The 25348-nt window shown below is 71.2% G+C and carries 21 protein-coding genes and 1 pseudogene; 6 read left to right on the forward strand and 16 right to left on the reverse strand.

Translation table 11 applies throughout. The features are described from left to right. Positions 1 to 2: 2 nt before the first annotated feature. From LRS14_RS12585 to LRS14_RS12610, 6 genes are read left to right on the forward strand one after another with little or no spacing between them, the layout of a single operon-like run. Complete coding sequence (locus LRS14_RS12585) at positions 3 to 1697, forward strand: asparagine synthetase B (protein WP_257799747.1); 1695 nt, start codon at positions 3 to 5, stop codon at positions 1695 to 1697. A gap of 2 nt (positions 1698 to 1699) precedes the next feature. Beyond that, positions 1700 to 2668, forward strand: coding sequence for a glycosyltransferase (locus LRS14_RS12590; protein WP_257799748.1), 969 nt, complete (start codon positions 1700 to 1702; stop codon positions 2666 to 2668). Positions 2669 to 2707: 39 nt separating this feature from the next. Then, complete coding sequence (locus LRS14_RS12595) at positions 2708 to 3619, forward strand: hypothetical protein (protein ID WP_257799749.1); 912 nt, start codon at positions 2708 to 2710, stop codon at positions 3617 to 3619. A gap of 21 nt (positions 3620 to 3640) precedes the next feature. Beyond that, positions 3641 to 4936, forward strand: coding sequence for a polysaccharide pyruvyl transferase family protein (locus tag LRS14_RS12600; protein ID WP_257799751.1), 1296 nt, complete (start codon positions 3641 to 3643; stop codon positions 4934 to 4936). After that, positions 4933 to 6402 carry a lipopolysaccharide biosynthesis protein gene (locus tag LRS14_RS12605; protein WP_257799752.1) on the forward strand — a complete coding sequence of 490 codons (1470 nt, stop codon included), beginning with the start codon at positions 4933 to 4935 and terminating at the stop codon, positions 6400 to 6402. Before LRS14_RS12600 ends, LRS14_RS12605 begins: the two co-directional genes overlap by 4 nt. Continuing rightward, positions 6390 to 7577: a rhamnan synthesis F family protein gene (locus LRS14_RS12610; RefSeq protein WP_257799753.1), complete on the forward strand. Its 1188-nt coding sequence runs from the start codon at positions 6390 to 6392 to the stop codon at positions 7575 to 7577. Before LRS14_RS12605 ends, LRS14_RS12610 begins: the two co-directional genes overlap by 13 nt. On the opposite strand, the gene LRS14_RS12615 is transcribed toward LRS14_RS12610, so the two are convergent. From LRS14_RS12615 to LRS14_RS12690, 16 genes and pseudogenes are all read right to left on the reverse strand, one after another. Beyond that, entirely contained in the window at positions 7514 to 8518 is a 1005-nt protein-coding gene (locus LRS14_RS12615; RefSeq protein WP_257799754.1) for a rhamnan synthesis F family protein, read from the reverse strand. The genes LRS14_RS12610 and LRS14_RS12615 overlap by 64 nt on opposite strands. Then, positions 8515 to 9549 (reverse strand): class I SAM-dependent methyltransferase, encoded by a 1035-nt coding sequence (locus tag LRS14_RS12620; RefSeq protein ID WP_052736280.1) that lies wholly within the window; start codon positions 9547 to 9549, stop codon positions 8515 to 8517. Before LRS14_RS12620 ends, LRS14_RS12615 begins: the two co-directional genes overlap by 4 nt. A 15-nt stretch (positions 9550 to 9564) precedes the next feature. Next, positions 9565 to 10410, reverse strand: a complete 846-nt coding sequence (locus tag LRS14_RS12625) for a hypothetical protein (protein WP_046113042.1) — start codon at positions 10408 to 10410, stop codon at positions 9565 to 9567. Beyond that, the gene (locus LRS14_RS12630) at positions 10407 to 11393 is read right to left on the reverse strand and encodes a polysaccharide deacetylase family protein (RefSeq protein WP_257799755.1); all 987 of its coding nucleotides are present in this window, start codon (positions 11391 to 11393) and stop codon (positions 10407 to 10409) included. Before LRS14_RS12630 ends, LRS14_RS12625 begins: the two co-directional genes overlap by 4 nt. Beyond that, complete coding sequence (locus tag LRS14_RS12635; protein WP_257799756.1) at positions 11383 to 12633, reverse strand: putative O-glycosylation ligase, exosortase A system-associated; 1251 nt, start codon at positions 12631 to 12633, stop codon at positions 11383 to 11385. The genes LRS14_RS12630 and LRS14_RS12635 overlap by 11 nt, the downstream gene beginning before the upstream one ends. Before the next feature lie 42 nt (positions 12634 to 12675). Then, the gene (locus LRS14_RS12640; protein ID WP_257799757.1) at positions 12676 to 13896 is read right to left on the reverse strand and encodes a glycosyltransferase family 4 protein; all 1221 of its coding nucleotides are present in this window, start codon (positions 13894 to 13896) and stop codon (positions 12676 to 12678) included. Between the two features lie 196 nt (positions 13897 to 14092). Beyond that, the gene (locus tag LRS14_RS12645) at positions 14093 to 14653 is read right to left on the reverse strand and encodes a glycosyltransferase (protein WP_257799758.1); all 561 of its coding nucleotides are present in this window, start codon (positions 14651 to 14653) and stop codon (positions 14093 to 14095) included. Between the two features lie 103 nt (positions 14654 to 14756). Beyond that, positions 14757 to 15242: pseudogene (locus LRS14_RS12650) on the reverse strand (glycosyltransferase); the annotation flags it as partial. Next, positions 15239 to 17158: an XrtA/PEP-CTERM system amidotransferase gene (locus tag LRS14_RS12655; RefSeq protein ID WP_257799759.1), complete on the reverse strand. Its 1920-nt coding sequence runs from the start codon at positions 17156 to 17158 to the stop codon at positions 15239 to 15241. The gene LRS14_RS12655 and the pseudogene LRS14_RS12650, both read right to left, overlap by 4 nt. 17 nt (positions 17159 to 17175) lie before the next feature. Beyond that, complete coding sequence (locus LRS14_RS12660; protein ID WP_257799760.1) at positions 17176 to 18348, reverse strand: TIGR03088 family PEP-CTERM/XrtA system glycosyltransferase; 1173 nt, start codon at positions 18346 to 18348, stop codon at positions 17176 to 17178. After that, positions 18345 to 19511: an acyltransferase gene (locus tag LRS14_RS12665; protein ID WP_257799761.1), complete on the reverse strand. Its 1167-nt coding sequence runs from the start codon at positions 19509 to 19511 to the stop codon at positions 18345 to 18347. Before LRS14_RS12665 ends, LRS14_RS12660 begins: the two co-directional genes overlap by 4 nt. Continuing rightward, complete coding sequence (gene xrtA / locus LRS14_RS12670; protein ID WP_257799762.1) at positions 19492 to 21078, reverse strand: exosortase A; 1587 nt, start codon at positions 21076 to 21078, stop codon at positions 19492 to 19494. The genes LRS14_RS12665 and xrtA overlap by 20 nt, the downstream gene beginning before the upstream one ends. Further along, positions 21075 to 22319 (reverse strand): TIGR03087 family PEP-CTERM/XrtA system glycosyltransferase, encoded by a 1245-nt coding sequence (locus tag LRS14_RS12675; RefSeq protein WP_257799763.1) that lies wholly within the window; start codon positions 22317 to 22319, stop codon positions 21075 to 21077. The genes xrtA and LRS14_RS12675 overlap by 4 nt, the downstream gene beginning before the upstream one ends. 14 nt (positions 22320 to 22333) lie before the next feature. Continuing rightward, positions 22334 to 23371, reverse strand: a complete 1038-nt coding sequence (locus LRS14_RS12680; protein ID WP_257799764.1) for a FemAB family XrtA/PEP-CTERM system-associated protein — start codon at positions 23369 to 23371, stop codon at positions 22334 to 22336. A 5-nt stretch (positions 23372 to 23376) separates the two neighbouring features. Further along, a complete protein-coding gene (locus tag LRS14_RS12685; protein WP_046113032.1) occupies positions 23377 to 24225 on the reverse strand; it encodes an XrtA system polysaccharide deacetylase in 849 nt (282 codons plus the stop codon). A 20-nt stretch (positions 24226 to 24245) separates the two neighbouring features. Further along, positions 24246 to 25346, reverse strand: coding sequence for an XrtA/PEP-CTERM system-associated ATPase (locus LRS14_RS12690; RefSeq protein WP_257799765.1), 1101 nt, complete (start codon positions 25344 to 25346; stop codon positions 24246 to 24248). Positions 25347 to 25348 lie beyond the last annotated feature (2 nt).

The raw sequence follows: 25348 nt of genomic DNA on the forward strand, positions 1-25348 counted from the left end.
GCATGTCCGCCGTACTCCCCGACACCTCCGCCGCCGCACTCGTGCTGGGCGACCCGACCTTCAGCGACCCCGCGTTGGCCGCCCTGCAGGCCCGCGAAGGCAGCGCCGCTGCATGGCGTGCGGCCGTGGCGGCCGACCCGCTGACCGCGGCGGCCAAGGCCGACGGCGCCTTCGCCGCGGCCCTGCCGCTGGAGGGCGGCCGGGTGTTCCTGGCGGTGGACCGCTTCGCCGTGCGCACGCTGTGCTGGCGCATCGACCACGGCGTGCTGCGCTTTGCCGAGCAGGCGCACCTGCTCGCCGACGCGCAGCACTCGCTCGACACCCAGGCGCTGTACGACTACCTGTACTTCCACGCCATTCCGTCGCCGCGCACGGTGCACCAGGGCGTGCACCGGCTGCCGCCCGGCCATTGCGCGGTGTACGACGGGCGCACGGTGCATGTGCAGCCCTATTGGGTGCCGCATTTCGTCGATGCCGGCCCCGCGCCGCGCCGCAGCTTCGACAGCCTGCGCGACGAATTCCGCGGCCTGCTGCGCCAGGCGGTGCAGCGATGCGCCGACCCGCAGCGGCCGGCCTGTTTCCTGAGCGGTGGCACCGACAGCTCCACCGTGGCCGGCATGCTCTCCGAGGCCACCGGCCAGCGCGCGTCCACGTATTCCATCGGCTTCGACGCCGAGGGTTACGACGAGATGGAGTTCGCGCGCATTGCGGCCAAGCGCTTCGGCACCGACCACCACGAGTACTACGTGACGCCGGAAGACCTGTTGCGCAGCATGCCGGAGGTGGCGGCCGCGTACGACCAGCCGTTCGGCAACTCGTCGGCACTGCCGGCCTACTACTGCGCGCTGATGGCCCGGCGCGACGGCGTCTCGCGCATCCTGGCCGGCGACGGCGGCGACGAGCTGTTCGGCGGCAACGTGCGCTATGCCAAGCAGCGGGTGTTCAACTGGTACGGCGCGGTGCCTGCGGGCCTGCGCGCCGCGCTGATCGAGCCGGCGCTGGGCACCGGGGCCGCCCGCCGCTTGCCGCTGGCGCGCAAGGCCGCCAGCTACGTGGACCAGGCGCGCCAGCCGCTGCCGCAGCGCCTGGAAACCTACAACCTGCTGCTGCGCCTGGGCCTGGACGACGTGCTGACGCCCGCCTTCCGCGCCGCGGTGGACGTGGAAGGCCCGATGCGCGATCAGGCCGGCGTGTGGCGCGAGGCGCGCACCCACAGCCTGCTCAACCGCCAGCTGGCCTTCGACTGGCGCTACACCCTGGCCGAGACCGACCTGCCCAAGGTGTGCGGCACCACGCGGCTGGCCGGGCTGGCCGTGGCCTTCCCGATGCTGGACAGCGCGCTGGTGGACTTCTCCCTGCGGTTGCCCACCGACTACAAGCTGCGCGGCCTGAAGCTGCGCTGGTTCTTCAAGGAAGCGCTGCGCGGCTTCCTGCCCGACGAGATCATCACCAAGAAGAAGCAGGGCTTCGGCCTGCCCTTCGGCGTGTGGACGCAGCGCCATGGCGGCCTGCAACGGCTGGCCGCCGACGCGCTGGGCAGCCTGGGCACGCGCAACCTGGTGCGCCAGCCCTTCCTGGATGCGCTGATGACGCAGCACCTGCCCGCCCATCCCGGCTACTACGGCGAAATGGTGTGGATCCTCACCATGCTGGAGTTGTGGCTGCGGGCGCATGCGCCCGAGTTCCGCATCGCCTGACCATGCAGCCGCCGTCGCCCACCGTGACCGATGCCGCGCCGCCGCTGGTGAGCGTCATCGTGCCCACCTACAACTGCGCCGCCTACATCGACGAGACGGTGGCCAGCGTGCTGGCGCAGACGCATCCCGCGGTCGAGCTGATCGTCATCGACGACGGCTCCACCGACGGCACGCTGGAGCGCCTGGCCGCCTGGGGCCCGCGGCTGACGGTGGTGCCGCAGGCCAATGCCGGCGTGTGCGCCGCACGCAATCACGGCCTGCGCATCGCCCGCGGTGAATTCGTGTGCCTGCTGGACCACGACGACTACTGGTTCCCGGACAAGCTGGCCGTGCAGGTGGCGGCGCTGCAGGCGCGGCCCGAGGTGGGCGTGGTGTACGGCAGCTTCATGCCCTGGCAACGGCCGGCCGAAGGCGCCGCCTTCCCCTCGCCCGCCAGCCTGGATCGTTCGGCCAGCGGCAGCGGCCCCGATCCGGCGTTCTCGGGCTGGATCTACCACCAGTTCCTGCTGGACTGCTGGATGCTGACCAGCAGCGCCATGTTCCGCGCCAGCGTGTTCCGCGATTGCGGCGTGTTCGACGAGACCCTGCCCTACAGCGAGGACTGGGAGCTGTGGCTGCGCATCTCGCGCCGGCATCCCTTCCTCAAGCTGCGCGAAGTGCACACGCTGTACCGCCAGCACCGCCAGCAGGGCAACCGGGTGGTGCGGCCGGTGGACTACCGCACCGAGCTGCTGCAGCGCACGGCCCGCCGCTGGGGCCTGGCCAGTGCCGACGGCCGCCAGGTCAGCGAAAGCGCCTTCCGCCAGCAGCTGGCGCGCTACCACGTGGAGTTCGGCCTGTCGCACCTGGCCGGCGGCAGCCGCCGCATCGGCCTGCAGTCCATGCTCAAGGCGCTGCGCGCCTGCCCCTGGCGCGTCAAGCCGGCGGCGTACATGCTGGCCGCCACGCTGGGCTGGAAGCCCGCCGTCTGAGCCGCCACACAGAATTCAGAAGTCATCAGGACCGGTTACATGCTCTCCTACTTTCGTCAGCGGCTGCACAAGCGATGGTTCAACTTCAGGTGTTCCGGCATCGACCGCACGCCGCCGCTGCAATGCGACCCCGACAGCAACGTCGTCATTGTCAGCCAGGTCTACCACCCCGACACGACCATGCTGATGCTGGCCGCCAAGAGCTTCGCCCAGCACCTGCGCCCGCGCGGCTTCGTGCTGGTGGACGACGGCCTGCGCCCCGACGATCGCGCGCGCCTGGCGCACCACCTCGGCAACGTGGAGTTCGTCAAGACGCCTGACGCCGCCGCGCCGGGCCTGCCGCGCGGCGGCGCCTGGGAGCGCTTCGCCACGCTCACGCGGCAGAACCAGCAGCACTACGTCATCCAGCTCGATTCCGACACGCTCACCCTGCGCCGGCCGGACGAGGTGATCGCCTGCGTGCAGTCGCAGCGGCCGTTCACCCTGGGCACCAAGTCGGGCACGCATCCGGTGACGCTGGCGGCCGCCTCCGAATACGCCGCGCAATACGACTCCGACCATGTGCAGAACGCGGCCGAACGCGCGCTGGTGCAGCTGCCGGCCGACCTGGGCACGCAGTACGTGCGGGGCTGCGCGGGCTTCACCGGCTTCCCGCCGGGCACCTTGTCGCTGGACCGCATCGCGCGCTTTTCCGGCGCGATGGAAAGCCTGCTGGGCGCGCCCAAGTGGCGCACCTGGGGTTCCGAACAGGTGGCCTGCAACTTCATGGCCGCCAACGCCCGCGATTCCATCGTGTTGCCGGTGGACCGCTATCCGTTCTGGTTGCCCGGCAGCGACATCCACCATGCCGCCCTGGTGCATTTCTTCGGCACGTTCCGCTTCACAGGCGGCGTTTATGCGCAAGAAGGCGCGCGACTGAGCCAGTTGATGGCCGGTCGCCAACCGCGCTGATCCATCGAGCGTTGTCACAACATGAATCAAGCCGCCAAGCCGCGCATTGCCCTCGTCGGTGCGTACGACCGCTTCAACTACGGCGACCTCCTGTTCCCCATCCTCGCGCGCGATGAGTTGGTGGCACGCGGCCTGTCGCATGACATGACGGCCTACGCGCTGTCGCGCAGCGACCTGTCGGAGTTCGGCGCCATGCCCACGCTCGGCATGCGCAGCCTGTACGGCGGCCGCGCGCTGCAGGACGGCGACGTGGTGGTGTTCAACGGCGGCGGCACCATCGGGGCCGACTGGGTGAACATGCAGGCCAACCTGGTGGGCCCGCGCGGCAACTACCTGCTGTATGCCCTGCAGCGCGCGGTGGGCCAGCAGCGCGCGGTGGACCTGGTGCGGCGCTTCCGCGGTGCCAACTCGCCCTTCCCGTGGGTGGCCGGCCCGCAGGACTTCCCGCACCGCGTGAAGATCGCCTACAACGCGGTGGGCGGCTCGGAGCTGGCGGTGCAGCCGACCGACATCCAGCAGCAGACGCTGGCGCGTCTGGCGCAGGCCGACTTCGTCTCGGTGCGCGACCATGAGACCCAGCGCCTGCTGCTGGGCGGCGGCGTGGCTTCCGTGGCGCTGGCGCCCGACTCCGCGGTGCTGATGTCCAAGCACTTCCCGCTGGCCCGGCTGGCGGGCCTGGTGGGCACGCGCACGCAGCAACGCCTGCGCGGCGACCCCTTCGTGGTGGCGCAGTGCAATGCGCGCTATGCCCAGCGCCACCGCGACGACCTCGCCGCGCTGCTGGCCGACATCCACCGCCGCCACGGGCTGCGCGCCATCCTGCTGCCCATCGGCCGCTACACCGGCCTGGACGACATCCAGGGCCTGACCGACATCCAGGCCCGCGCCGGCTCGCCGGTGGAGGTGGTGGACGAGGAAGCCTCCATCTGGGACATCATGGCCACCATCGCCCACGCCTCGCTGTTCCTCGGCACCAGCCTGCACGGCAACATCACTTCGCAGGCCTTCGGCGTGCCCCACCTGGGGCTGAGCGACAAGCCGCACAAGCTGGACTACTACCTGCACACCTGGGACACCGAATCGCAGCGCGCCTGTGTCCGCCCGGCCGACGCCATCGGCGCCATCGGCCAGGCGCTGTCGGCGCCGGCGGCCGAACGGGCAGCGCTGGTCAACCGCCTGCACCAAGCCAGCGAGATCAACTACACCCAGCTGATGGACGCCTGCGGCCTGGTGCCCCGGCCCGGTGCCGCCGCCCAGCCCGCCATGGCGGCACCCGAAGTGCCGGCCGATGCGGCGCGGGCGGAGTGGTCCGCGTGACGGAACCTTCGACCGCCGCCGGCAACCTGGGCGGCAAGGCGGTACGCAGCGTCGCCTGGCTCAGCGCCGGCCAGCTGGGCCGGCAGATCCTGGCGTTCTCCACCAACCTGGTGCTGGCGCGCATCCTGGTGCCGGACGACTTCGGCCTCTTCGGCATGACCTACGTGGCCGCCGAGATCGCGCAGGTGTTCATCGCCTTCGGGCTGGGCGCCACCATCGTGCAGCGACAGGTCACGGCGCAGGCAGTGCTCACCACCTGCTTCTGGTTCAACGTGGTCATCGGCGCGGTGGCCGCGCTGGCCCTGTGGGGCAGCGGGCCGCTGCTCAGCACCTATTTCCAGCGGCCGGAGGTGGACACGCTGGTGCTGCCGCTGGCGATCAACATGGTGGTGGCCGGCGCCTCGGTGGTGCCGCAGGCGCTGCTGACGCAGCGGCTGCAGTTCCGCGACATGACGGTGGCGCAGATCGTGGGCAGCGTGTGCGCCTCGCTCGGCGCGCTGGCGCTGGCCTGGGCCGGCGTGGGCGTTTGGGCGCTGGCAGCGCAGCCGCTGATCGGCAACACCGTCACCTGCGCCATCATGATGCGGCAGGCGCGCTGGCTGCCCGGGCTGCATCCCGCGCTGCGGCACCTGCAGGGCATGGTGAGCCTGTCGCTCAACTTGCTGGGCAGCAACCTGGTGTCCACCGCCGGGCGCAACCTGCACACCTTCGTCATCGGCCGCTACCTGGGTGCGGCGGCACTGGGCGCCTATGGCCTGGCCTCCGGCCTGACCGGCACGGTGCTGTTCCAGATCACCTCGGTGATCGTGCGGGTGCTGTTCCCCACGCTGTCGCTGCTGCGCAACGAGCCCGAGCGGCTGGCCAGCGCCTGGCTGAAGGCCAATGCGGCGGTGTCGCTCACCACCATCCCCATCATGGCCGGCACCGCCGCGATGGCGCCTGACGTGGTGCATGTGCTGTTCGGCCCGCAGTGGGAAGCCGCCATCGACGTGCTGCGCATCCTGTGCGTGGCGATGGCGGTTCAGAGCGCGCTCACCACCACGGGCACGGTGCTGCTCACCTTTGGCCGCGGCGACCTGCTGCTCAAGACCTCGATCGCCACCGCCGTGCTCAGCGGTGCGGCCTACTGGGTGGGCACCGTGTGGGGCGGCCTCGTCGGCGCGGCCTGGGGCTTCTTCGTGGTGTGCGTGGTGACGCACCTGTGGACGGCGGCGCTGGCCTGCCAGGAAGTGCGCATGCCGCTGCGCCGGCTGCTGATGCCGATGCTGGCCCCCACGCTGTGCTCGGCCGCCATGGCCGGTGCCATGGTGGCCACCACGCAGCTGCTGGCCGGCTGGCTGCCGCTCACCCGGCTGCTGGCCTGCTCCGGCGTGGGTGCGCTGGCCTACCTGGCGCTGCTGCTGCTCTTCGCGCGGCGCACCACCTGGTCGCTGGTGAGCGACATCCGCGCGCAGTGGTCGCACTGAGCGGCTGGTCGGCAGCGCTGCAGCTGGCCCGGCGCGACTTGGCTTTCGAGCGCAGCCGCGCGCCGCATCCACGGCTGGCGTTGCAGCGCTGGTGGCAGGCGCTGGCCGCGCGCCGCCGGCGTGCCGCCCGCCTTGCACCGGCACAGGCGGCGCTGCTGCAGCAGGCCGAAGCCGCCTGTGCCGCAGCCGGCCTGGCCTATCCCAAAGAAGATGCCGGACAGCTTGCGCCCTGGCACCTGCCGGCGCGCTTTGCCACGCTGCCGGTGCAGGCACTGCCGCCGCATCCGCTGATCGAGCCGGCCTGGCTGGCACGGCACGCCGGCGACCGGCCGGCTTGCGAAGCGCTGCTGGCGCTGCTGCAGCCGGGCGCGCTGCCCGGCCGCTGGCAGGGCCTGCCGGTCGGCACCGCGGCGCTGACGCCGGCACGGCCTCCGCGCCGGGTGGCGGTGTGCCTGCATCTGTTCTATCCCGAGGTGTGGCCGCAGCTGCAGGCTGCGCTGGCGGCACTGCCCGAGCCTTTCGACCTGTACGTCACCCTGCCCGACTACGCCACCACGCCCGCGTTGGCGCCGATCGTTGCCGACCATCCGCGCACCCGGCTGCTGCCGCGGCCCAACCACGGCCGCGACGTGCTGCCCTGGCTGTGGGCGCTGCGTGCCGGCGTGTTCGATGGCTACGCCGCCGTGCTCAAGCTGCACAGCAAGCGCAGCCCGCACCACCACGACGGCGCTGCCTGGCGCGACAGCCTGCTGCGCGGCCTGCTGCCCGGACCGGCGGCGCTGCGGTCGCTGCTGGCGCAGTTCGAGGCCGACCCGCAACTGGGCCTGGTGGGGCCGGCGGCGCACTGCATGTGGCCCGGCCAGCCGCAGCATGCAGGCAGCAACGGCCGCTCCATCCGCCGCGTGGCGGAACGAGCCGGGCTGCCGGCCGATTCCGCGCGATCGCGACCCTTCTTCGCCGGAACGATGTTCTGGTTCCGCCCGCAGGCGATGCAGGGGCTGCGCGCCGCGCGGCTGTCGGCCGACGACTTCGAGCCCGAGATGGCGCAAACCGACGGCACGACAGCGCACGCGCTCGAGCGGCTGGTGTGGCCGCTGGCCGAGCAGGCCGGCTACCGCGTGGCCTGCCTGGGCGAGGATGGCTCGCTGGCGGCCGCGCCGCCGTCGCCGAAGTAGTCGTCCAGCAGGCCCACCGGATAGGCCGGCGCCGCCGACACCACCAGCGCGCGGGCCGCGGCGAACTCGGCCGGACTGGCGCGAAACCGGCGCAGCAGGTCGCGCTTGAGGTAAGGCGAGCCGGCATGCGCCACGGCGGCCCGCCACAGCGCATGCGTCGGGTTGAACTGCCCGGGCCGCCGCGCCAGGTGGTCGGCCAGCGCGGGCGGCAGTTCGCCGGCGGTCCGGGCCTGCGCCAGCAGCGCGGCACCTTCCACCAGCGCGGCCCAGCGCAGGCCGGCGGCGCTGGCGTCCTGCGACAGCCCCAGCTCGTAGCGCGCGATCACCGCCTCGCGGTCGTCGATGAGCTTCATGCGCAGCGCCCATCGCCGGAAGAAGGCCAGCGCGGCCGGCGTCTCCAGTACGAGGAAGTAGCTCTGCAGGTGGTGGCCGCGCTCCTGGCTGTCGGTGATGCCCCACAGGTCCAGCCCGCGCGCGGCCATCGGCGGCATCCAGGCGCCGATCGGTTGCAGCGGGCCAAACACGCTGTCGTTGGTGAGCAGCAAGCGCCCGAAGGCCGCGAGCGGCTGGCCGGCTGCCTGCTCGATGGCCTGCACCGCCGTGGGCCAGCCGCCGATGTCCATGCCCACGTTGCGCCGCCGCAGCACCAGCCAGCACAAGGCCTGCAGCCGGGCCAGCGACTCAGGCTGCAGCTGCGCCGAGGTGGTGATGAACACCAGCGCGAAACCCGCGGCCCGCCACTGCGCCAGGTGCCACAGCACATGGGCCGGCACGCTGCCATCGGCCTCGAAGTGGTTGAACACGGCCACCGCGCCGCCCGCGGCGGGAGCCAGCGCCGGCGTGCACCAGCGTTCCAGTGCGTGGAAGCGCCGGGGGTTGGCATTGCGCAGCCAGTAGGCGGCCTTGCGGGCCAGGCGGCGCGGCAGGCTGGCGGCGCTCACGCCGGCTGGGCGTGGCGCAGGTAGAACGTGGCCTGGTCGCCGCGGCCTTCGGCATTCAGGCGCTGCGCCAGCGCCTCGAATTCCTGCACCTGGGCCTCCGTCAGGCCCGCCCAGGAGGGCTTGCCATCGGGGCGCTGCGGGTCGCGCACCAGGGGTACGTCGTCACGGTACCGCTCGCTCAGCGTGAACTGGTGGTGGTCCGAGTCGTGCACCACCCGTGCCACTGCCAGCCCGGCCCGGCCGGCCAGCAGACGCAGGCTGCGCTGGGTGTGCAGGTAGTAGTGGCGTGGCGCATCGAGCTGGAACCAGTCGGCGCCGTAGCGCTGCCAGGCCTCGCTGTCGCACAGCGGCACGCGGATCACCGCCGTGCCGCCGGGCGCCAGCAGCCGGGCCACGGCGGCCATGGTGGCCGCGGGATCGGGCACATGCTCGAACGAGTGGTTCATCAGCACGATGTCGTACGGGCCGTCGTCCAGCGACTGGGCATCCCGCGCCAGCATGCGGAAGCCGCGGCCCACCTGGCGGTCGCCACCCGCCAGGAAAGGATCGGCACCGGTGAGGTCGCGGAAGCCCGCGTTGTGCAGCCGGTGCAGCAGGATGCCGCTGCCGCAGCCGATGTCCACCATCCGCGAATGCAGCGAGAGCCCGGGCACCCGGCGCAGGAATTCGAAGCCGGTGCGCAGGTGCGGCACGCTCACCCGGAAGGGCAGCCGGTCGCCCCCGGGCAGGAACAGCGTGGCCTGGTCGCGCCAGCGGTTCAGCAGGTTCTTGGCCGGGCTGCGGTAGGCGTCCGCGGGGTCTTCGGTGAAGCTGTAGTACGCGCCGCCGTAGTAGGCGCCCGGGTCGGCCGGGAACTGCGCGATCTGCAGGCAGCCGCACTCGGCGCACTGCAGGTAGTCGAAGGCCTGCCGCGTGCCGAACATCATCTCCCGGGCGGTGTGGCGGCCCGGCTCGGCGGTGGAGCCGCATACGCGGCAGCGGAAGGCAGCCAGCGCCGGCGCGGCAGGTTGCGTGAGGGTGGCAGTGGTCATCGGCAGGGACGGGCGTCAGGCGGTGGCCAGCGCCTGTTGATAGGCCGGCCGGTCGTCGGCCAGCAGCAGTTCACGCTCGTAGGTCTCCAGCATCACCGCCTTGTTCTTCATCACGAAGTGCAGGCAGGAGAACTTGCGCCGCTGCCAGGCGGTGAGGCCGCCGGCATTGCGCAGCTCGTCCGGGAACATCATGAACCAGGTCTGCCAGATGGGCAGGCCCGCGGCCTGTACCAGCGCGGTGGCGGCAATGTCTTCCACCGGGATCTTGCGCTCGGCCAGGAAGGTTTCCAGCGGCTCTCGCTCGATCAGCGCCAGCACCGCCCGCACCGCCGAGGCGCGCAGGAAATAGCAGCCGCCCTGGCAGTACGCGAAGTCGACGAAATGGCCGTCGCCCACCATGGCGGCGGAGCTGCGGGCCACCGCCTGGAAGATGCGGTCGTTGAAGAAGAACACGTCGGAATCCACCCGCGCGACGACGTCGTCGTCGTGCAGGCCTTCGGCCGCCAGCGCATAGGCGCGCCAGATCCAGCCGATCTGCTCGGCGCCCCAGCCCATGCTCTTGGGCCAGGGCACCACGCGCAGGTTGGGCATCAGCCGCTGCAGCTGCTCGGTCTGTGCCGGGGACAGCGGCATGTCGTTGTCGCTGAACACCAGCACCTCGTAGCGCACGTGGGGCGCGCTGCGCAGCAGGCTGTGCAGCGCGCAGTAGAGGTAGCTGAAGTACGACTGGCAGCTGAAGTAACACAGCCGGAACACGGGCTGCCGCTGCAGCGGCCGGCGCAGCACATGGCGGCGCTGCGCCATCTGGCGCACGAAGGCGGGCGCCTGTTGCAGGCGGATGGGCACTCTCACGCGGGTCATGCAGCGGCCTCCAGCGGCGCCTGGGCGGCGGGCGCGGACATCAGGTTCATGGCGCAGCGCAGGCCGAAGCGGGCCATGCGCACGTCCCACGGGGTGAAGCGCGGCAGCTGGAACGGATCGCTGGCCGCGGTGGCCACGCCCGGCGCCGTGCTCACCGCACCGGCATAGCCGGCACGCCGCACCAGCGCGACGTCGCGCACGCCGTAGTCGCGGCCGGGTACGCCGTTGGGGTAGGCGAACATCGTCGGCGCCTCGCCCAGCCAGGCGGTGAGCTGCTCGCGGCCGATGGCGATCTCGGCATAGGCCTGCGCCTCGGGCGTGCTGGACAGGATGGGATGGCTGACGGTGTGGCCGCCGATGTCCATGCCCAGGTCGCGTAGTTCGCGCAGCTGGGCCGGCGACATCATCAACGTGCTGTGCGCCGCCAGGCCGTGGCGTGCGGCCAGCACCTGGGTGCGGGCCAGGCGCTCGTCCGGCGGCAGGTACTTGAGGCGCTTGAGCGCATCCTGGTAGGCAGCCACGCGGGAGGCGTCGTCGGTGAGCGGGTAGCTGCCGGCGCCGACGTCCTGCCAGTCCAGCTCGCCGGCGGGGGCGGCGCGCACGGCCTCGATCACGGTGTCGTTCCACATGCGGCCACCGCCCGAGAAGCCGGTGGCGATGAAGAAGGTGGCGCTGAGGCCATGCTTCTTCAGTACCGGGGCGGCCAGCGTGAGGTTGTCCAGGTAGCCGTCGTCGAAGGTGATGCAGGCGGCGGCCGCAGGCAGCCGGCCCTCGGCCAGCCGTCGCGCCGCATCGGCCAGCGGCAGCACGTTGAAGCCGCGGCGCAGGAAGCCGACGATGCGCTCGAAGCGCGCCACGTCGATGTCGTCGGGCAGCAGCGGATCGGGCGCCGGCAGCACGCGGTGGAAGATGAAGATGGACAGCCGCGCGCGCGAGCCCGAGGGCGACAGCCAGCCGAACGGATTCAGCACGTTAACGCCCATGGTTCCACCCGAGGCCCATGTTGTTGTCGCCGAGGGCGGCACGCTGGGCCTTCAGCGCGGCGCGTCGCTGCTTCTGGTCGATGCTGGCCGCCAGCGCCACGATGGCGGCCAGGTAGTAGGGCAGGTCGAAGTAGGCCAGGCTGAGGAAGGTGCCGCCCACCGCGTACCCGAGCAGGCTCACCTGCACCATGGCGCCCAGGTCGGCCAGCCACTGGCGGGAGGGATCGTTGTGCACCGACTTCACCAGCCGCCGCGCGGTGGCCCAGGTGGTGAGGCCCACGCCCAGGAACAGGAACAGCCCGATGAAGCCGTGCTCGCCCAGCACCTGGAAGTAGATGCTGTGTGCGGCCAGCACCCGGGTGGCATCTTCGGCATAGCGGGCATACACGTCCGGGTGGTAAGGCATGAACCCGCCGCCGACGATGCGATCGAGCGCCAGATTCGTGGCCATGCCCCAGGCGTTGAGCCGGCCCATGGCGGATTCGTCCTTGTCATAGGTTTCGATGGTGTTCATGCGCTCGAACCACTGCTCCGGCATGAAGGCCAGGGCGCCGATGGCGACGAACACGATGACGAAGGCGCCGACGAACTTGCGCTTGCCCTTCATCCACAGCATCAGGCCCATCATCGCCAGCGCCAGGAAGGCACCGCGCGAATGACTGCCCAGCACCGTCATCACCGACAGCACCAGCGACAGGCCCATGCCGCGTCGCTGCCACTTGCCGGTCATCTGCAGCTGGATGTAGCGCAGCAGCGGGATCGTCATCACGCCGGCCAGCGCCAGCTCGTTGTTGCCGCCGATGAAGCCGCCCGGGCCCCACACGCGGTAGTTGCCGCCGGTCATGAGCGTGAAGACACCGCCCTTGACGGTATAGAAGCCGATGGAAAAGGCGATGGTCCAGATCAGCCACTGCAGCTTGCGCTTGTCGTCGATGAGCGCCAGGGTGACGAAGATCATCAGGAAGATCTTCATCGACCGCTGCCACAGCGGCAGCGACTCGTCCAGGTAGAACGAGAACGGCAGCGTGATGCAGATCCAGATCGTGAAGAACAGGATGGCCCAGGCCGGCGAGCCCACCATCGGGTTCTGCTTTTCCTTGGTGAGCAGCATGCCCACCAGCGTGCAGGCGGCGATGCCGGTGGCCACTGGCCAGCCGGCGGCGCGCCAGCCGAACTCCACGTGCGGGCTCATCAGGCTGACCCACACGAACAGCACCGCGCCGATCCACGGCCGCCACAACGACCCACGGTGGCCGTGCCGATGATGCCCAGGATCAGCAGGTCAGACATGGCTCAGCACCTCGGCCGGCTGCACCGCCAGCGACCGGAACAACCGCAGCTGCGCCTGGCTGGTGGCTTCCCAGCTGAAGCCTTCCGCATAGCGCCGCACCGCCGCGCGGTCGGGCGCCGCGGCCAGCAGGTCGCGCACCGCCTGCGCGAAGGCGTCGCCGCTGCGCTCGGCCACCAGCCGGCCCACCGCGTCGCTGGCCACCACCTCGGGCGTGCCCCAGATGCGCGTGGCCACCACCGGCGTGCCGCACGCCATGGCCTCCAGCAGCACGTTGGCCCAGCCCTCGCGGCTGGAGGCCAGCAGCAGCGCATCGGCCGCGCTGTACCAGCGCAGCAGCTCCACGTTGGAAATGCTGCCCACCAGGGTCACCCGGTCGGCCACGCCGCGCTGTTGCGCGCGCTGCAGCAGGCGCTGCCGCTCCTCGCCCTCGCCAGCGATCACCAGCCGCGCCTGCGGATGGGTGCCGGCCAGGCTGGCCAGCGCATCGATGGCCACATGGTGGCCCTTGCGCTCGATCAGATGGCCCACCGACAGCAGCAGCGGTGCGCCGTCCACGCCCAGCTCGCTGCGCATCTGCGTGGGCGGCAGCGGGCGAAACCGCTGCAGATCGACGCCGTTGCGCATCACGTGCAGCCGCGCCGGCTCGATGCCGAGCCCGGCCAGCACGTCCATCAACGCGGCGCATACGCCGATGGAGGCATCGGCCTGGCGGGCCGCCCACTGGATCATGCGGCGCGGCAGGGCGTACTGCGGGATCAGGTTCAGGTCGGTGCCGCGGGCGGTGATCACCAGCGGCTTGCGGAAATGCCGGGCCAGCAGGGCCGCGGCCACGCCGTCTGGGTAGAAGTAGTGCGCGTCGATCACGTCGAAGTCGAATCCTTCGTCCAGCACCGCCTGCACCGCGGGCCGCGCCCACAGGGCCAGCAGCGCAGGCGCCACCGTCATGCCTACCTTGGGCAGCAGCGGATAGCGCGGGTGGCGCACGTCGATGCCGTGGCGGGTTTCGCGCGGCGGCGTGCGGGCCATGGCGGCGCGCTCGCCGTGCCGCGGGTCCTGCGAATGGAACCACGGCACCGGGGCCACCACGCGTGTCTCGATGTTGCCCTGGGCCAACAGCTCGCGCAGGCGCGTTTCCACGAAGATGCCGTGCACCGGGCGGGCGCTGCTCGGGTACAGCGTCGAGAACAGCAGTGTGCGCAGCGGGCGGCTCATCGGGCGGGTGGTGTGACGCGTAACAAGGGGCGCCGTCGGGTGCGGGCGCGGGCGGCACGGCCGGCCGCAGGCGCTCCCGCGGCGGCCGCAGAGCATAGCGCCGGCCCATTGCACTGCACCATCCCGCCATCGGGCGCTGACAAGAAGATCACGGTCGGACGCGGCGCGGCGGGGGAAGCGCTTCTCTTTTGGGGGATCAGCGGGCGGCCAGCGCCGCCACCCGGCGGGCATTGGCCTGCCAGGTGAGGCCCTGCTGGTGGATGGAGGCGGCGGCACCCGCGGCCAGCCGCTGCCGCAGCGCGGCGTCGCTGCCCAGGCGGGTGAGCCCGGCCTCGAAGGCCTCGGGCCGCGCCGGGTCGAACAGCAGCGCATTGCTGCCGTCCACCAGCACTTCCTCGATGTTGGGCTGGCGCGGCGCGATGATGGCCTTGCCCAGCGCCAGGTACTCGAACAGCTTCAGCGGCGAGGCATAGGCCACGACCGCCGGCTGCAGCGCGATGTCGAAGGCGGCCACCAGCGCGGGCACCTCCTCCCGGTTCACCACGCCAGTGAAGCGCACCCGCTCGCCCAGGCCCAGCTCGGCAGCCAGGCGCTCCAGCTCGGGCCGGGCCGGGCCGTCGCCCACCATCAGCAGCCGGGCCCGCGGGTCGGCCGACGGGCTGGCCATCCAGTGCAGCACGCGGTCCACGCCGTGCCAGTCGCGCACGAAGCCGGTGAAGCCGAGCACCAGCGCGTTCTCCCAGCCCGGGCCCAGCAACGCACGGGCGGCCTGCGGCGTGGGGGGCGGCGGCGAAGTGCGCCTCGTTGATGCCGTTGGGCACCACCACCAGGCGGCTGTCGGGCACGCCGCGGGCGCGCACCTGGTCGGCCAGCACCCGGGTGACCGGCAGCACCACGTCGGCGCCGCGCCAGGCGAAGTCTTCCGCCCAGCGGGCCAGCCGCGGCAGGCCCAGCCCGCCGAAGCGGGCGCGTTCCTCGGCCAGCGGCGCATTCACCTCCAGCAGCAGCGGGATGCCCAGCTTGCGCTTGAGCATCACGCCGGCCAGCAGGAAGAGGTTGTAGCGCTCATAGAGGGCGTCGGGCTGGAACTCCCGCGCCGCGGCGGCCAGCCGTCGGTAGGCCACGGCGGAATAGGCCAGTTCCAGCAGCTCGTAGCAGGCCTTGGGCAGGGCGGCGCGCAGCTTCTGCACCCAGCCCACCTCGCCGCCCATGCCCTCGCCCTGCGGCGCCTGCGGCGCGACCACGCGCACCTCGTGGCCCTGCTCGCGCAGCGCGGCGATCAGCTCCTCGATGTGCACGGCCTGGCCGTCCTTGGAGGCCGTGCGGTGGTGGTACAGGATCTTCATGCGGCTTGGCGGGCGGCCGGCAGCTCGCCGATGGAGCGGCGAAGGAAGGCGTCGAACATCAGCAGCGACCACAGCGGCGTGCTGTGGTCATGGCGGCCGCTTTCATGGTCTTCCACCATCCTGCGGATGACCGAGGGATCGAACCAGCCGCCGTCCAGCATCGGGCCCTGCAGCAGCGAGCCGCGCACGCGCTGCTTCAGCGGGCCGCGGAACCAGCGCGCCAGCGGCACCGCAAAGCCCATCTTCGGCCGGTACAGCACGTCGTGCGGCAGCGCCGGCTCCAGCGCCTTCTTCAGCACCTTCTTGCCGTTGCCGCCCTGCAGCTTGAGCGCCGAGGGCAGCGTGGCGGCCCATTCCACCAGCTCGTGGTCCATCAGCGGCTCGCGCACTTCCAGCGAGTGGGCCATGCTGGCGCGGTCCACCTTGGTGTTGATGTCGCCCACCAGGTAGGTCTGCATGTCGATGTACTGGATGAGCGCCAGCGGATCGTCGGTGCCGGCGCGTGCGGCATGGCGGCGGAACACCTCCATCGCGCTGTAGCCGCCCAGCTCGGAGCGCAGGCGCTGGCTGTAGAGCCGGCTGCGCGCCGGCTCGCGGATCTGCGACATGCTGTGGAAGTAGGCCTGCACCGAGGTGCGGGCCATGCCCTCGAAGGTGGTCTTGGCGCGCAGCACCCGCGGCGCCCAGTCGGCCTTGGGGTAGACGCGGCCGAGGAAGCCGAACAGCGGCGTGCGCACCGAAGCCGGCAGCGACGCGCGCATGCGCTCTTCCATCATGTGCAGCTTGTAGCGCCGGTAGCCGCCGAAGGTCTCGTCGCCGCCATCGCCCGACAGCGCCACCGTCACATGCTGGCGGGCCAGCTGGCACACGCGGTAGGTGGGGATGGCGGAGCTGTCGGCATAGGGTTCGTCGTACAGCGCGGCCAGGGTGTCGATGAGGTCGAAGTCGTCGGAATCGACCTGGTCGACGTGGTGGTCGGTGCGGTAGCGCTCGGCCACGCGCTGGGCGAATTCGCTCTCGTTGTACTGCGGGTCGGCAAAGCCGATGGAGCAGGTCTGCACCGGGCCGTCTGACAGGCCGGCCATCATCGCCACCACCGCGCTCGAATCGACCCCACCCGACAGGAAGGCGCCCAGCGGCACCTCGGCGATCATGCGCAGCTTGACCGACTCCTTCAACCGGCGCAGCAGCTCTTCGCAGGCTTCCTCTTCCGACGCCTTGTTGTCGAGCGTGAAGCGCACGTCCCAGTACACCTTGGGCTGCGGGATGGGCTGGCCGCGGCGCACCAGCAGCGTGGTAGCCGGCGGCAGCTTCAGCGCCTGGCGGAAGATGGTGCGCGGCTCGGCCACGTAGCCCAGCGCGAAATACTCCTCCACCGCCAGGGGGTCGATGTCGCGGCGCAGGCTGTCGTGGGCCATCAGCGACTTGAGCTCGGAGCCGAACAGCAGCATGCCGTCGTCCAGCACCGCGTAGTGCATCGGCTTGACGCCCAGCCGGTCGCGCGCCATGAACAGCACCTGCTGGTTGCGGTCCCACAGCGCGAAGGCGAACATGCCGCGGAAGCGCTTGACGCAGTCCTCGCCCCACTGCTCCCAGGCATGCACGATCACCTCGGTGTCGCTCTTGGTACTGAAGCGGTGGCCCAGCGCCTGCAGCTCGGGAATCAGGCTCTGGTAGTTGTAGATCTCGCCGTTGAACACGACGACGACGGAGCCGTCCTCGTTGAACAGCGGCTGCTGGCCGGTGGCCACGTCGATGATGGACAGCCGCCGGTGGCCGAAGCCGACGCCGGGTTCCACATGCACGCTGCCCTCGTCGGGGCCGCGGTGGTGCTGCGAATCGTTCATGCGCCGCAGCACGGCCGGAATGACGGCGCGCTGGCCGCGGGTGTCGAAGACGCCGGTGATGCCGCACATGGTCTATAGGTCCTGATTCAACGGTTGATGTTCGGCCGGCCGAGCAGCCGGTCGTACAGGGCTTCATACGCCGCCACCATGGCCTGCAGGCTGAAGCGCTGCAGCACGGCTTCGCGCCCGGCGCGGCCCATGGCCGCGGCCGCTTGCGGGTTGCATGCCAGCTGCACCAGTGCCGCCGCCATCGCGTCCGCGTCGCCCGCGGGCACGATGACGCCGGTGCGGCCATCGTCCACCAGGTCGGCATTGCCGCCCACGGCGGTGGCCAGCACCGGCAGGCCGCTGGACATGGCTTCCAGGATGGTGTTGGAGATGCCCTCGGCCAGCGAAGGCAGCACGAAGCAGTCCAGCCCGCGCATCACGTCGGGCACGTCGGCGCGTTCGCCGGGCAGCCAGGCCAGGTCGGCCACGCCGCCTTGCTGCAGGATGGACTGGGCCTGCGCGCGCAGCGGGCCGTCGCCCACCAGTACCAGGCGCAGCCGCTCGCGCAGCGCGGGCTGCTGCTGCAGCGCGTGCACGAAGGCCTGCGCCAGCACCGTCTGCGCCTTCACGCTCTGCATGCGCCCCACGGTGCCGGCCAGCCACAGGCCCGGCGCATTGAAGGGGCTGCCCTCGATGGGCGCACGCGCCGGCGCCGGCTGGAAGCGCTCGCTGTCCACGCCGTTGCAGATGCGCTCGATGCGGCTGCCCGCCAGGCCCACCTGCTGCGTGAGGTACTGCTCCAGGTCGCGCGACAGCGCCACGTAGCGCTGCACGAACGGGCTGTAGATGCGGCGCGCCCACTGGTAGCGCTTGTTGCTGCCGTCCAGGTCGTCGATGTCGCGGCCATGCTCGCCATGCACCCGCGCCGGCACCCGCGCCGCCCAGCCGGCAGCCTGGCACTCCAGCGGCGCCAGGTTGCGGGTGTGCAGCACGTCGGGCCGCAGCTGGCGGCACAGCCGGTACAGGGCGGGGTACACCTTCAGGCCATGCCCGGGCGGCTTGTGCAACGAATGGAAGCCCACGTCGTCGCGCTGCACCCGGCGGCTGAAGGTGGGCGCCACCTCGGTCATCGCCACCACGGCATGCCGGTAGCGGCGGCCGTGGTTGATCAGGTTGACCACGCCGTTCTCCAGCCCGCCGGTATCGAAGCGGTACACCAGGTGCATCACCAGCGGGCGGCCGTCGGCCGCGTGTCCTGCGGCATGTGTCATCGGCCGGTGACCTCCACCGGGGCGGGCGCCGCCGACGCCACCGGGCGCGGGCGCGGTGCCAGCGAGAGCGGCCGTTCGACCGCCAGGAACAGCGCGGCCGAGGCCAGCAGCGAGCCGCCGAACGACACCGCTGCCGCGGCAAGGTGCCAGGCCACCGGCATCGGCTGCGCCGCCCAGGCATGCGCCAGCAGCAGGAACACCGCCTTCAACGCGAGGCTGTGGATCAGGTAGAACGAATAGCTCATCGCCCCCAGCCAGCGCAGCGGCTCCCAGGACAGCGCCCGCGCCAGCGGCCCGGCCGGCTGGGTGAGCGCCACGTGGCACAGCAGCCAGAACGCCGCGGCCATGGCCACCGTGCGCAGCGCGAAGCCCACCGAGCCCACCGGCCGCACGCCGTCGATCACCAGCGCCAGCACCACGGCCAGCAGCGCCGGCAGCGCCTGCGTGGCCAGCGGCGGCCGGCGCTGCATCGCCTCGAACAGCAGCACGCCGGCCAGGAACATGACGAAGCGCACGTGGCCCTGCACCGTGGCGATGTTGAGCGCCGTGAGCAGCGCCAGCCCCAGGAACAGCAGCATCCGCTGGCGGGACGACCACTGCCGCAGCCGCAGCGCCACCACCAGCACCGGCATCAGCAGGTAGAAGGCCAGCTCGTAGCTGAGCGACCAGGCCACGCTGATCATCGGCTCGATGGGGAACAGCCCGGGCAGCAGCAGCAGGTTGGCCAGCAAGTACATCGCCGCATCGGCCGGCGCGGCCGGCAGCTTGGACTGGCCGGGCATCAGCAGTGACAGCAGCAGGTAGAGCAGGAACACCGCCAGGAAGGTGGGGTACAGCCGCTGCAGCCGCCGCCGCATGAAGCCGGCGTAGTGCCAGCGCCCGGCGATGAGCGCGCCGTAGATCAGCAGGCCGCTGAGCACGAAGAACAGGTCGACGCCTGCATGGCCGATGCGGCGCAGCGCCGCCAGCAGCAGCGTGAACACGATGCCATCGGCCAGCCAGGGTTCGGCCTGGGTGGCGAAATGCACCCCGAACACCAGCAGCACGGCCACGCCGCGCAGCCCGTCCATGGCCGGGAGGTGCTGGCCGGGGCCGTGGCGGGACAGCTCGAAGCGGCTGCGCAGCCAGGCGCGCAGCCCGGGTTCAGCGGGCGCGGCGTGCATCGTCCAGCGCACGCAGCAGCGTGTCCTGGTGGGCGGCGGCAAAGGCCTGCAGCCGCCGGGCGGCCTGGTCGTCGGCCGTGGCCTCGGTGTAGATCACCACGATGGCGGCGTCGTCGGGTTCGCCACGCACCCGCATCCAGGCCTGCCTCAGCTTGGCCTGCACTTCGTTGCCCACCAGCTGGCCGCCGATCCAGTAGGTGCGCCACACCAGCAGCGGCGGCTGCTGCTGTGCGGTGGCGATGCTGCTGCCGCGCAGCTCGGTGGCCTGCCAGCCGGCCGCCCCGACCGCGCCCGGTGCCTGCACCGGGCCCACGATGACCGCATGGCGCTGGGTGTCGCCCACGCGCAGCAGCGCGTTCACCGAACTGACGGCCTTGCTGCCTTCCTGCTGCTGGCGGTAGTAGGCCACGTGCAGGCCGACGCGGCCGGCCGGGCCGGCATAGGTGCGGCTCTGTTCGGCACGGGCGCCCACCACCGCGGGCCGCCAGTCGGACAGGGGCGCGTCGGCCGCCTGCCAGTCGGGCGCGGCCGCTGCCGGCAGGCTCAGCGCCAGCGCTGGGCCGGGCTGGCCATCGGCCGGCCGCAGCCAGGCGGGCCAGCTCACTGCCACCGCGGCGCACAGCGCCACCACCAGCAGACGGCCGGCCGACGCACGCCCGGCGCGGCCGAGCGCCTGCACGCGTTCGGGCACCGCGGCATCGGGCTCCGACCAGCGCGCGCCGATGAAGAACAGCGCGGTGATCACGATGCCGAAGAACACCCAGCCGTACACCAGGTGGTCCACGCCGGTGGCAATCTGGTTGTTGGACAGGTGACCCACCAGCACGATGAGATAGGCGCGCAGCCAGTTGGCCAACACCGGCACCACCAGCGACAGCAGGCAGAACACCAGTCTGCGGCTCAGGCTGCGGTAGTTCAGGTATGCGAACAGCGAGCCCACCATGAACGACGCCATCAGGTAGCGGATGCCGCTGCAGGCCTCCACCACCGACCAGCGTCCGGACGGGATCACGAACTGCAGCCCCTCCCGGTACACGGGAATGCCCGACAGCCGCAGCGTGGCCACGGTGAAGTCGGCGGTGTGCTGCATTAGCGCGGGTGTCATGAATTCACCCAGTGGCACCGCGAAGAACAGGAAGGCCAGCGGAAACAGCAGCGCCCGGGTCACCTGCCAGCCCAGCAGCGTGGGCACGCCTGCGGCCAGCAGGGCCACGAAGGCCAGCTGCGTCACCGCGTTGACGTCGGCCAGCTCCCCCAGCCACCAGGCCACCGCCAGCGCGCCCAGCACCGGCACCATGGCCGGCACGGCCACCGGCGTGAGCTGGCGCAGCAGCGCCCGCTGCCGCCACACCAGCCAGCCCACCAGCGGCGGCACCAGGAAGCAGTGGGTGAAGGTGGCCGAGCGTTCCCAGATGTCCACCATCGACAGCGCCGTGCCGCGATAGGCCAGCAGCACCAGCAGCAGATAGGCGGCCATGGCCGGGGCCGCCTCGCGCCAGCCGGCGGCGGTGCGGGGGCCGTCGGCCAGCATGGGCGCGGGGGACATGGCGGGTTGGCGCGTGGTCATGCCGCACTCTCCTGCCAGCGCACGGCCGGGGGCACCGGCGCGCCGACGGCCTGTGCCAGCAGCCGGTCCAGCGGGGCCAGGCGCGCGGCCCAGCTGTAGCGCTGCAGCATGAAGCGGCGGCCCTGCTCACCCAGCGCCTGGGCCTGCGCGGGCGACTGCAGCAGCCGGTCGAGCTGGCGCAGGTAGTCGGCCGGTTCGTCGGCGGCCAGCAGGTCGTGGCCGTCGGACGCGTCGATGGCCTCCGCGCAGGAGCCGGCGCACACCACCGGCCGCGCCATGGCCATCGCTTCGAGCACCTTGTTCTGGACGCCGCGGGCCAGCCGCAGCGGCGCCACCACCGCGGTCGCATGCTGCAGCCAGGGCCGCACGTCGGGCACCGTGCCGGTGACCCGCACCGCCTCGCTGGCCAGGGCCTGCACCGCCGGCGTAGGGCTGCGGCCCACGATGTGCAGCCGCAGGCGCGGCCAGCGCTGGCGCAGGCCGGGCAGCACCTCGGCCACGAACCATTCCACCGCGTCGACGTTGGGCCAATAGTCCATCGCGCCGGTGAACACCAGCGGCAGCTCGTCGGCATCGAACGGGTTGGCGCGTGCCTCGTCGGGCGCGAAGAAGGCGGCGTCCACGCCGTTGCCCAGCGCCTGCACCTGGGGCGCGCATTCCGGCGCCAGGGTGCGGAACAGCGCCGCTTCCTTCTCCGTCACCAGGAAGGTGCTGTGCGCGGCGGCGGCGATCCGGCGCTCATAGGCCAGCAGGCGCCGGCCCTCGCGGGCGTACAGCCATGACATCGGCCACCGGCGCGCCCGTGCGTACTCGGTCCACTTGGCTGAGTCCACGTCCACCAGGTCCACCAGCACCGGCAGGTCCTCGGCATGCCGGATGTACTGCGCCATGGAAGACGAAAACACGATCACCGCGTCGATGGCCTGGCTGCGCACGGTCTGCCGCACCCATTGGTCGAGCTGCCGGCTGCGGTAGTAGTTGAGCGTGAGCGGCTGGCCTTCGGCCAAGGCCGTCAGGCTGCGCAGCTTGGCCGTGGCCGGCCGCAGCGGCACCGCGCACACGTCGGCGCACAGCGCCTGCAGCACCGGCACATGCTGCTGGTCGTCGGGGTCGTCGACAAAGGTGCCCAGGAACACCCGGTGCCCGGCCAGCAGGTGCTTGAGCACGTGGTACGAGCGCACCTTGTCGCCCTTGTTGGGCGGGTACGGCAGGCGGTGCACCAGGTACAGCAGGTTGGCCATGGCTGCGTGGGCTGTCAGCCGAGGTTGCGCACGATCAGCGGGCCCAGGCGGTTGGCCAGGCCGATGGGCATGCGCCGCCAGGTCTTGATCAGCAACTGGTACTTGGCGTTGCTCGGGTTGTTCTGCGGCACCGCGTCGCGCTTGTACAGGCGGTGCTCGTAGTGCAACGGCGTGGGCTCGAAGCCCCAGTTCTTCTTGAACGCATAACTGCCCGTGCCCTGCTTGCTGCGGCCGTAGTCGAACACCTTCAGCCCGCGGGCGCAGGCCTGCTGCATCAGCGCCCAGTACTTGAAGTCGTTGCCGGCCAGATCACGCGCGGCTTCGTCGTCGCCGGCGTAGTACGGCAGGATCTCGTCGCGGAAGTAGAAGCTCAGCACGCTGCTGATCGGCTGGCCTTCCGGCGTGGTGACGGTCAGCACATCGGCGTCGGGGCCGAAGGTGTCCAGCAGCGCCTGGAAGTAGCGCTTGGGCATGGCCGGCGTGCCGTGTCGGTGCACGTTGCTGGCATACAGCGCAAAGAAGCGCTCGATGCCCGGATCGATCGTGGCCTGCAGCCCGTTCTTGATGCCCTTGCGCACCATCGCCCGCTGCTTGCGCGGGATGGCCAGCATGTTGGCTTCCTCGTCGGGCAGGATCTCCTTGCGGAAGGTGACGTACAGGTCCTGCAGCGGCCAGTCGGCGTGGCGGCGCTGCACGTTGCGCATCTCCAGGTGCTCCACGCCCAGCCGGCGGGCCAGTTGCTGCGCCTCATGCTCCAGCGCGTGCGCGGCCTCGTCGTCCAGCGCCGCCACGCCGCCGTACACGGCGAAGGGCAGGCTCACCAGCGATTGGCCGAACATCACACTGTGCACATGCGCCAGCGGCAGCACGCCGCGGATGCCGTGCGCATCCTCCGCCCACAGGAAGAAGGTCTGGTGGTGGAACACCTCGCGCAGCAGCGTCTGCCAGCCGGCGCGGTGGAAGAACGTGGCCTGCGGACAGGCCTGCACGAAGGCGTCCCAGCGCGAGGCGGCTGCCGCATCGCGCGGGCCGAGCCGACGGATCTTGAGCATGGTGGTCAGTGGGCCGGCCGGCCCAGGAAGATCTCGTCCATGCGGCCCCAGCGGAAGTCGGCGAGCAGCTGCTCGAGCCGGCGTTCCATGCGGCCGATGTTCACGTAGTGGCGAAAGCGCGTCTTCGCATCGATGCCCGCCACCCGCGGCTGGCCGGCGTCGATCTCCCACGGATGGAAGTAGAAGATGGCCGAGGCGCCGTCGCCGCTGTTGACCTGCTTCAGCATCCAGCGTGACAGCGCATAGGGCAGCAGCCGGAAGTAGCCGCCGCCGCTGGAAGGCAGGTTGCGATTCATCATGCGCAGCGTGGTGACCGGGATCTCCAGCAGCCCCGGCCGCACCTCGTGCGCGAAGCGCGGCGCGTCCGGCATGCCGTAGTGGTCGTGCTGGATGGGGTACACGCTGGAGCTGTAGCGGTAGCCGGCCTCGGCCAGGCAATCGAAGGCCCAGAGGTTGCGCTCGCCGATGGAAAAGCTGGGTGCGCGGTAGCCCTGCACCGGCTGGCCCGACAGGTCTTCCAGGATGGCCTTGGCACTGCGGATGTCCTGGCTGAATGCCTCGGGCGTCAGGTCGCTGGCCCGCTCGTGGCCATAGCCGTGGCTGGCCAGCTCGTGGCCCTGCGCGACGATGCGCCGCACCAGCGCGGGATAGCGCTCGGCCACCCAGCCCAGCGTGAAGAAGGTGGCCCGGGTGCCGCGCCGGTCCAGCATCGCCAGGATGCGGTCGACGTTGGCCTCCACGCGGCATTCACGCGCGTCCCACTCGCTGCGGCGGATGTAGGGCGCGAAGGCGGAGACCTGGAAGTAGTCCTCCACGTCGATGGTCAGCGCATTGGTGATGGCGTTGGATGGCATGGCGTACTCCCCGGGCGCGCTCAGCGCTCGCTGCCGTCGGCGCTGGGCTTGAGCGCGCCCACCAGCCGCTGCATCAGCGACAGCGTCTCGAGGTTGATGCGCTCCAGCCGCAGCAGGCTGCGTTCCAGACGCTGCAGGCGGTCGCCGTGCTGCTGGGCGGCGAGGCTGTCGAGCTGGCGCGAGATGCCATCGGCCACCTCTGGGCTGAGCGCCAGCTTGGAAGGATCGATGTCCACGTCGCCCATCGAGCCCACCGGCTCCAGGCCGCGGCCACCGGCGGCCACCGGCGCGGGCATGGAGCCGGAAGAGCCGCCTTCGCGGGCGAACTCCTTCACCACCTCGTCCACGTCGGCCACGGTCAGCAGCGTCTTGTTGTTCAGGTAGCCCAGCAGCAGCAGCCGGTCGCACACCGCATTGATGCGGCGCGGAATGCCCTGGCTGGCGTTGAAGATGGCCTGGAAGGCGTCCGCCTCGAACTCGGGCTTGCCGCTGGCGCCGGCGCACTTCAGCCGGTGCTCGATGTAGTGCTGGGTGTCTTCCAGGTCCAGCGGGCCGATGTGGCAGGTGGCCGCCACGCGCTGGCGGAACTGCTCCATCTCGGGCCGCTGCAGGATCTCGCGGAACTCGGGCTGGCCGACCAGGAAGCTCTGCAGCAGCGCCTGCGTGCCCAGCTGGTAGTTGGACAGCATGCGCAGCTCTTCCACCGCACGCGGCGACAGGTTCTGCGCCTCGTCCACCACCAGCAGGCAGCGCTTGCCCTGGCTGGCCTGGCCGATGAGGAAGGCCTCCAGCGTGATCAGCAGCTCCGACTTGGTGACGCCCTTGACCTGGAAGCCGAAGGCGGCGCCCACCATGCGCAGCGTGTCCTCCGCGTCCAGCTGCGTGGTCACGAGCTGGCCTACCACCACGTCGCTGCGATTCAGGCTGTCGAGCAGGCCGCGCAGGATGGTGGTCTTGCCCGCGCCCACCTCGCCGGTGATGACAATGAAGCCCTCGTTGCGCATCACGCCGTACTCGAGGTAGGCCTTGGCGCGACGATGCTGCTTGCTGTCGAAGTAGAAACTCGGGTCGGGGTTGAGCTGGAAGGGCTTGTTGCTCAGCCCATAGAAGGCTTCGTACATGG

It is taken from the genome of Aquincola sp. J276 (assembly GCF_024700035.1).
In the GTDB taxonomy this organism is placed as follows: domain Bacteria; phylum Pseudomonadota; class Gammaproteobacteria; order Burkholderiales; family Burkholderiaceae_C; genus Aquincola; species Aquincola tertiaricarbonis.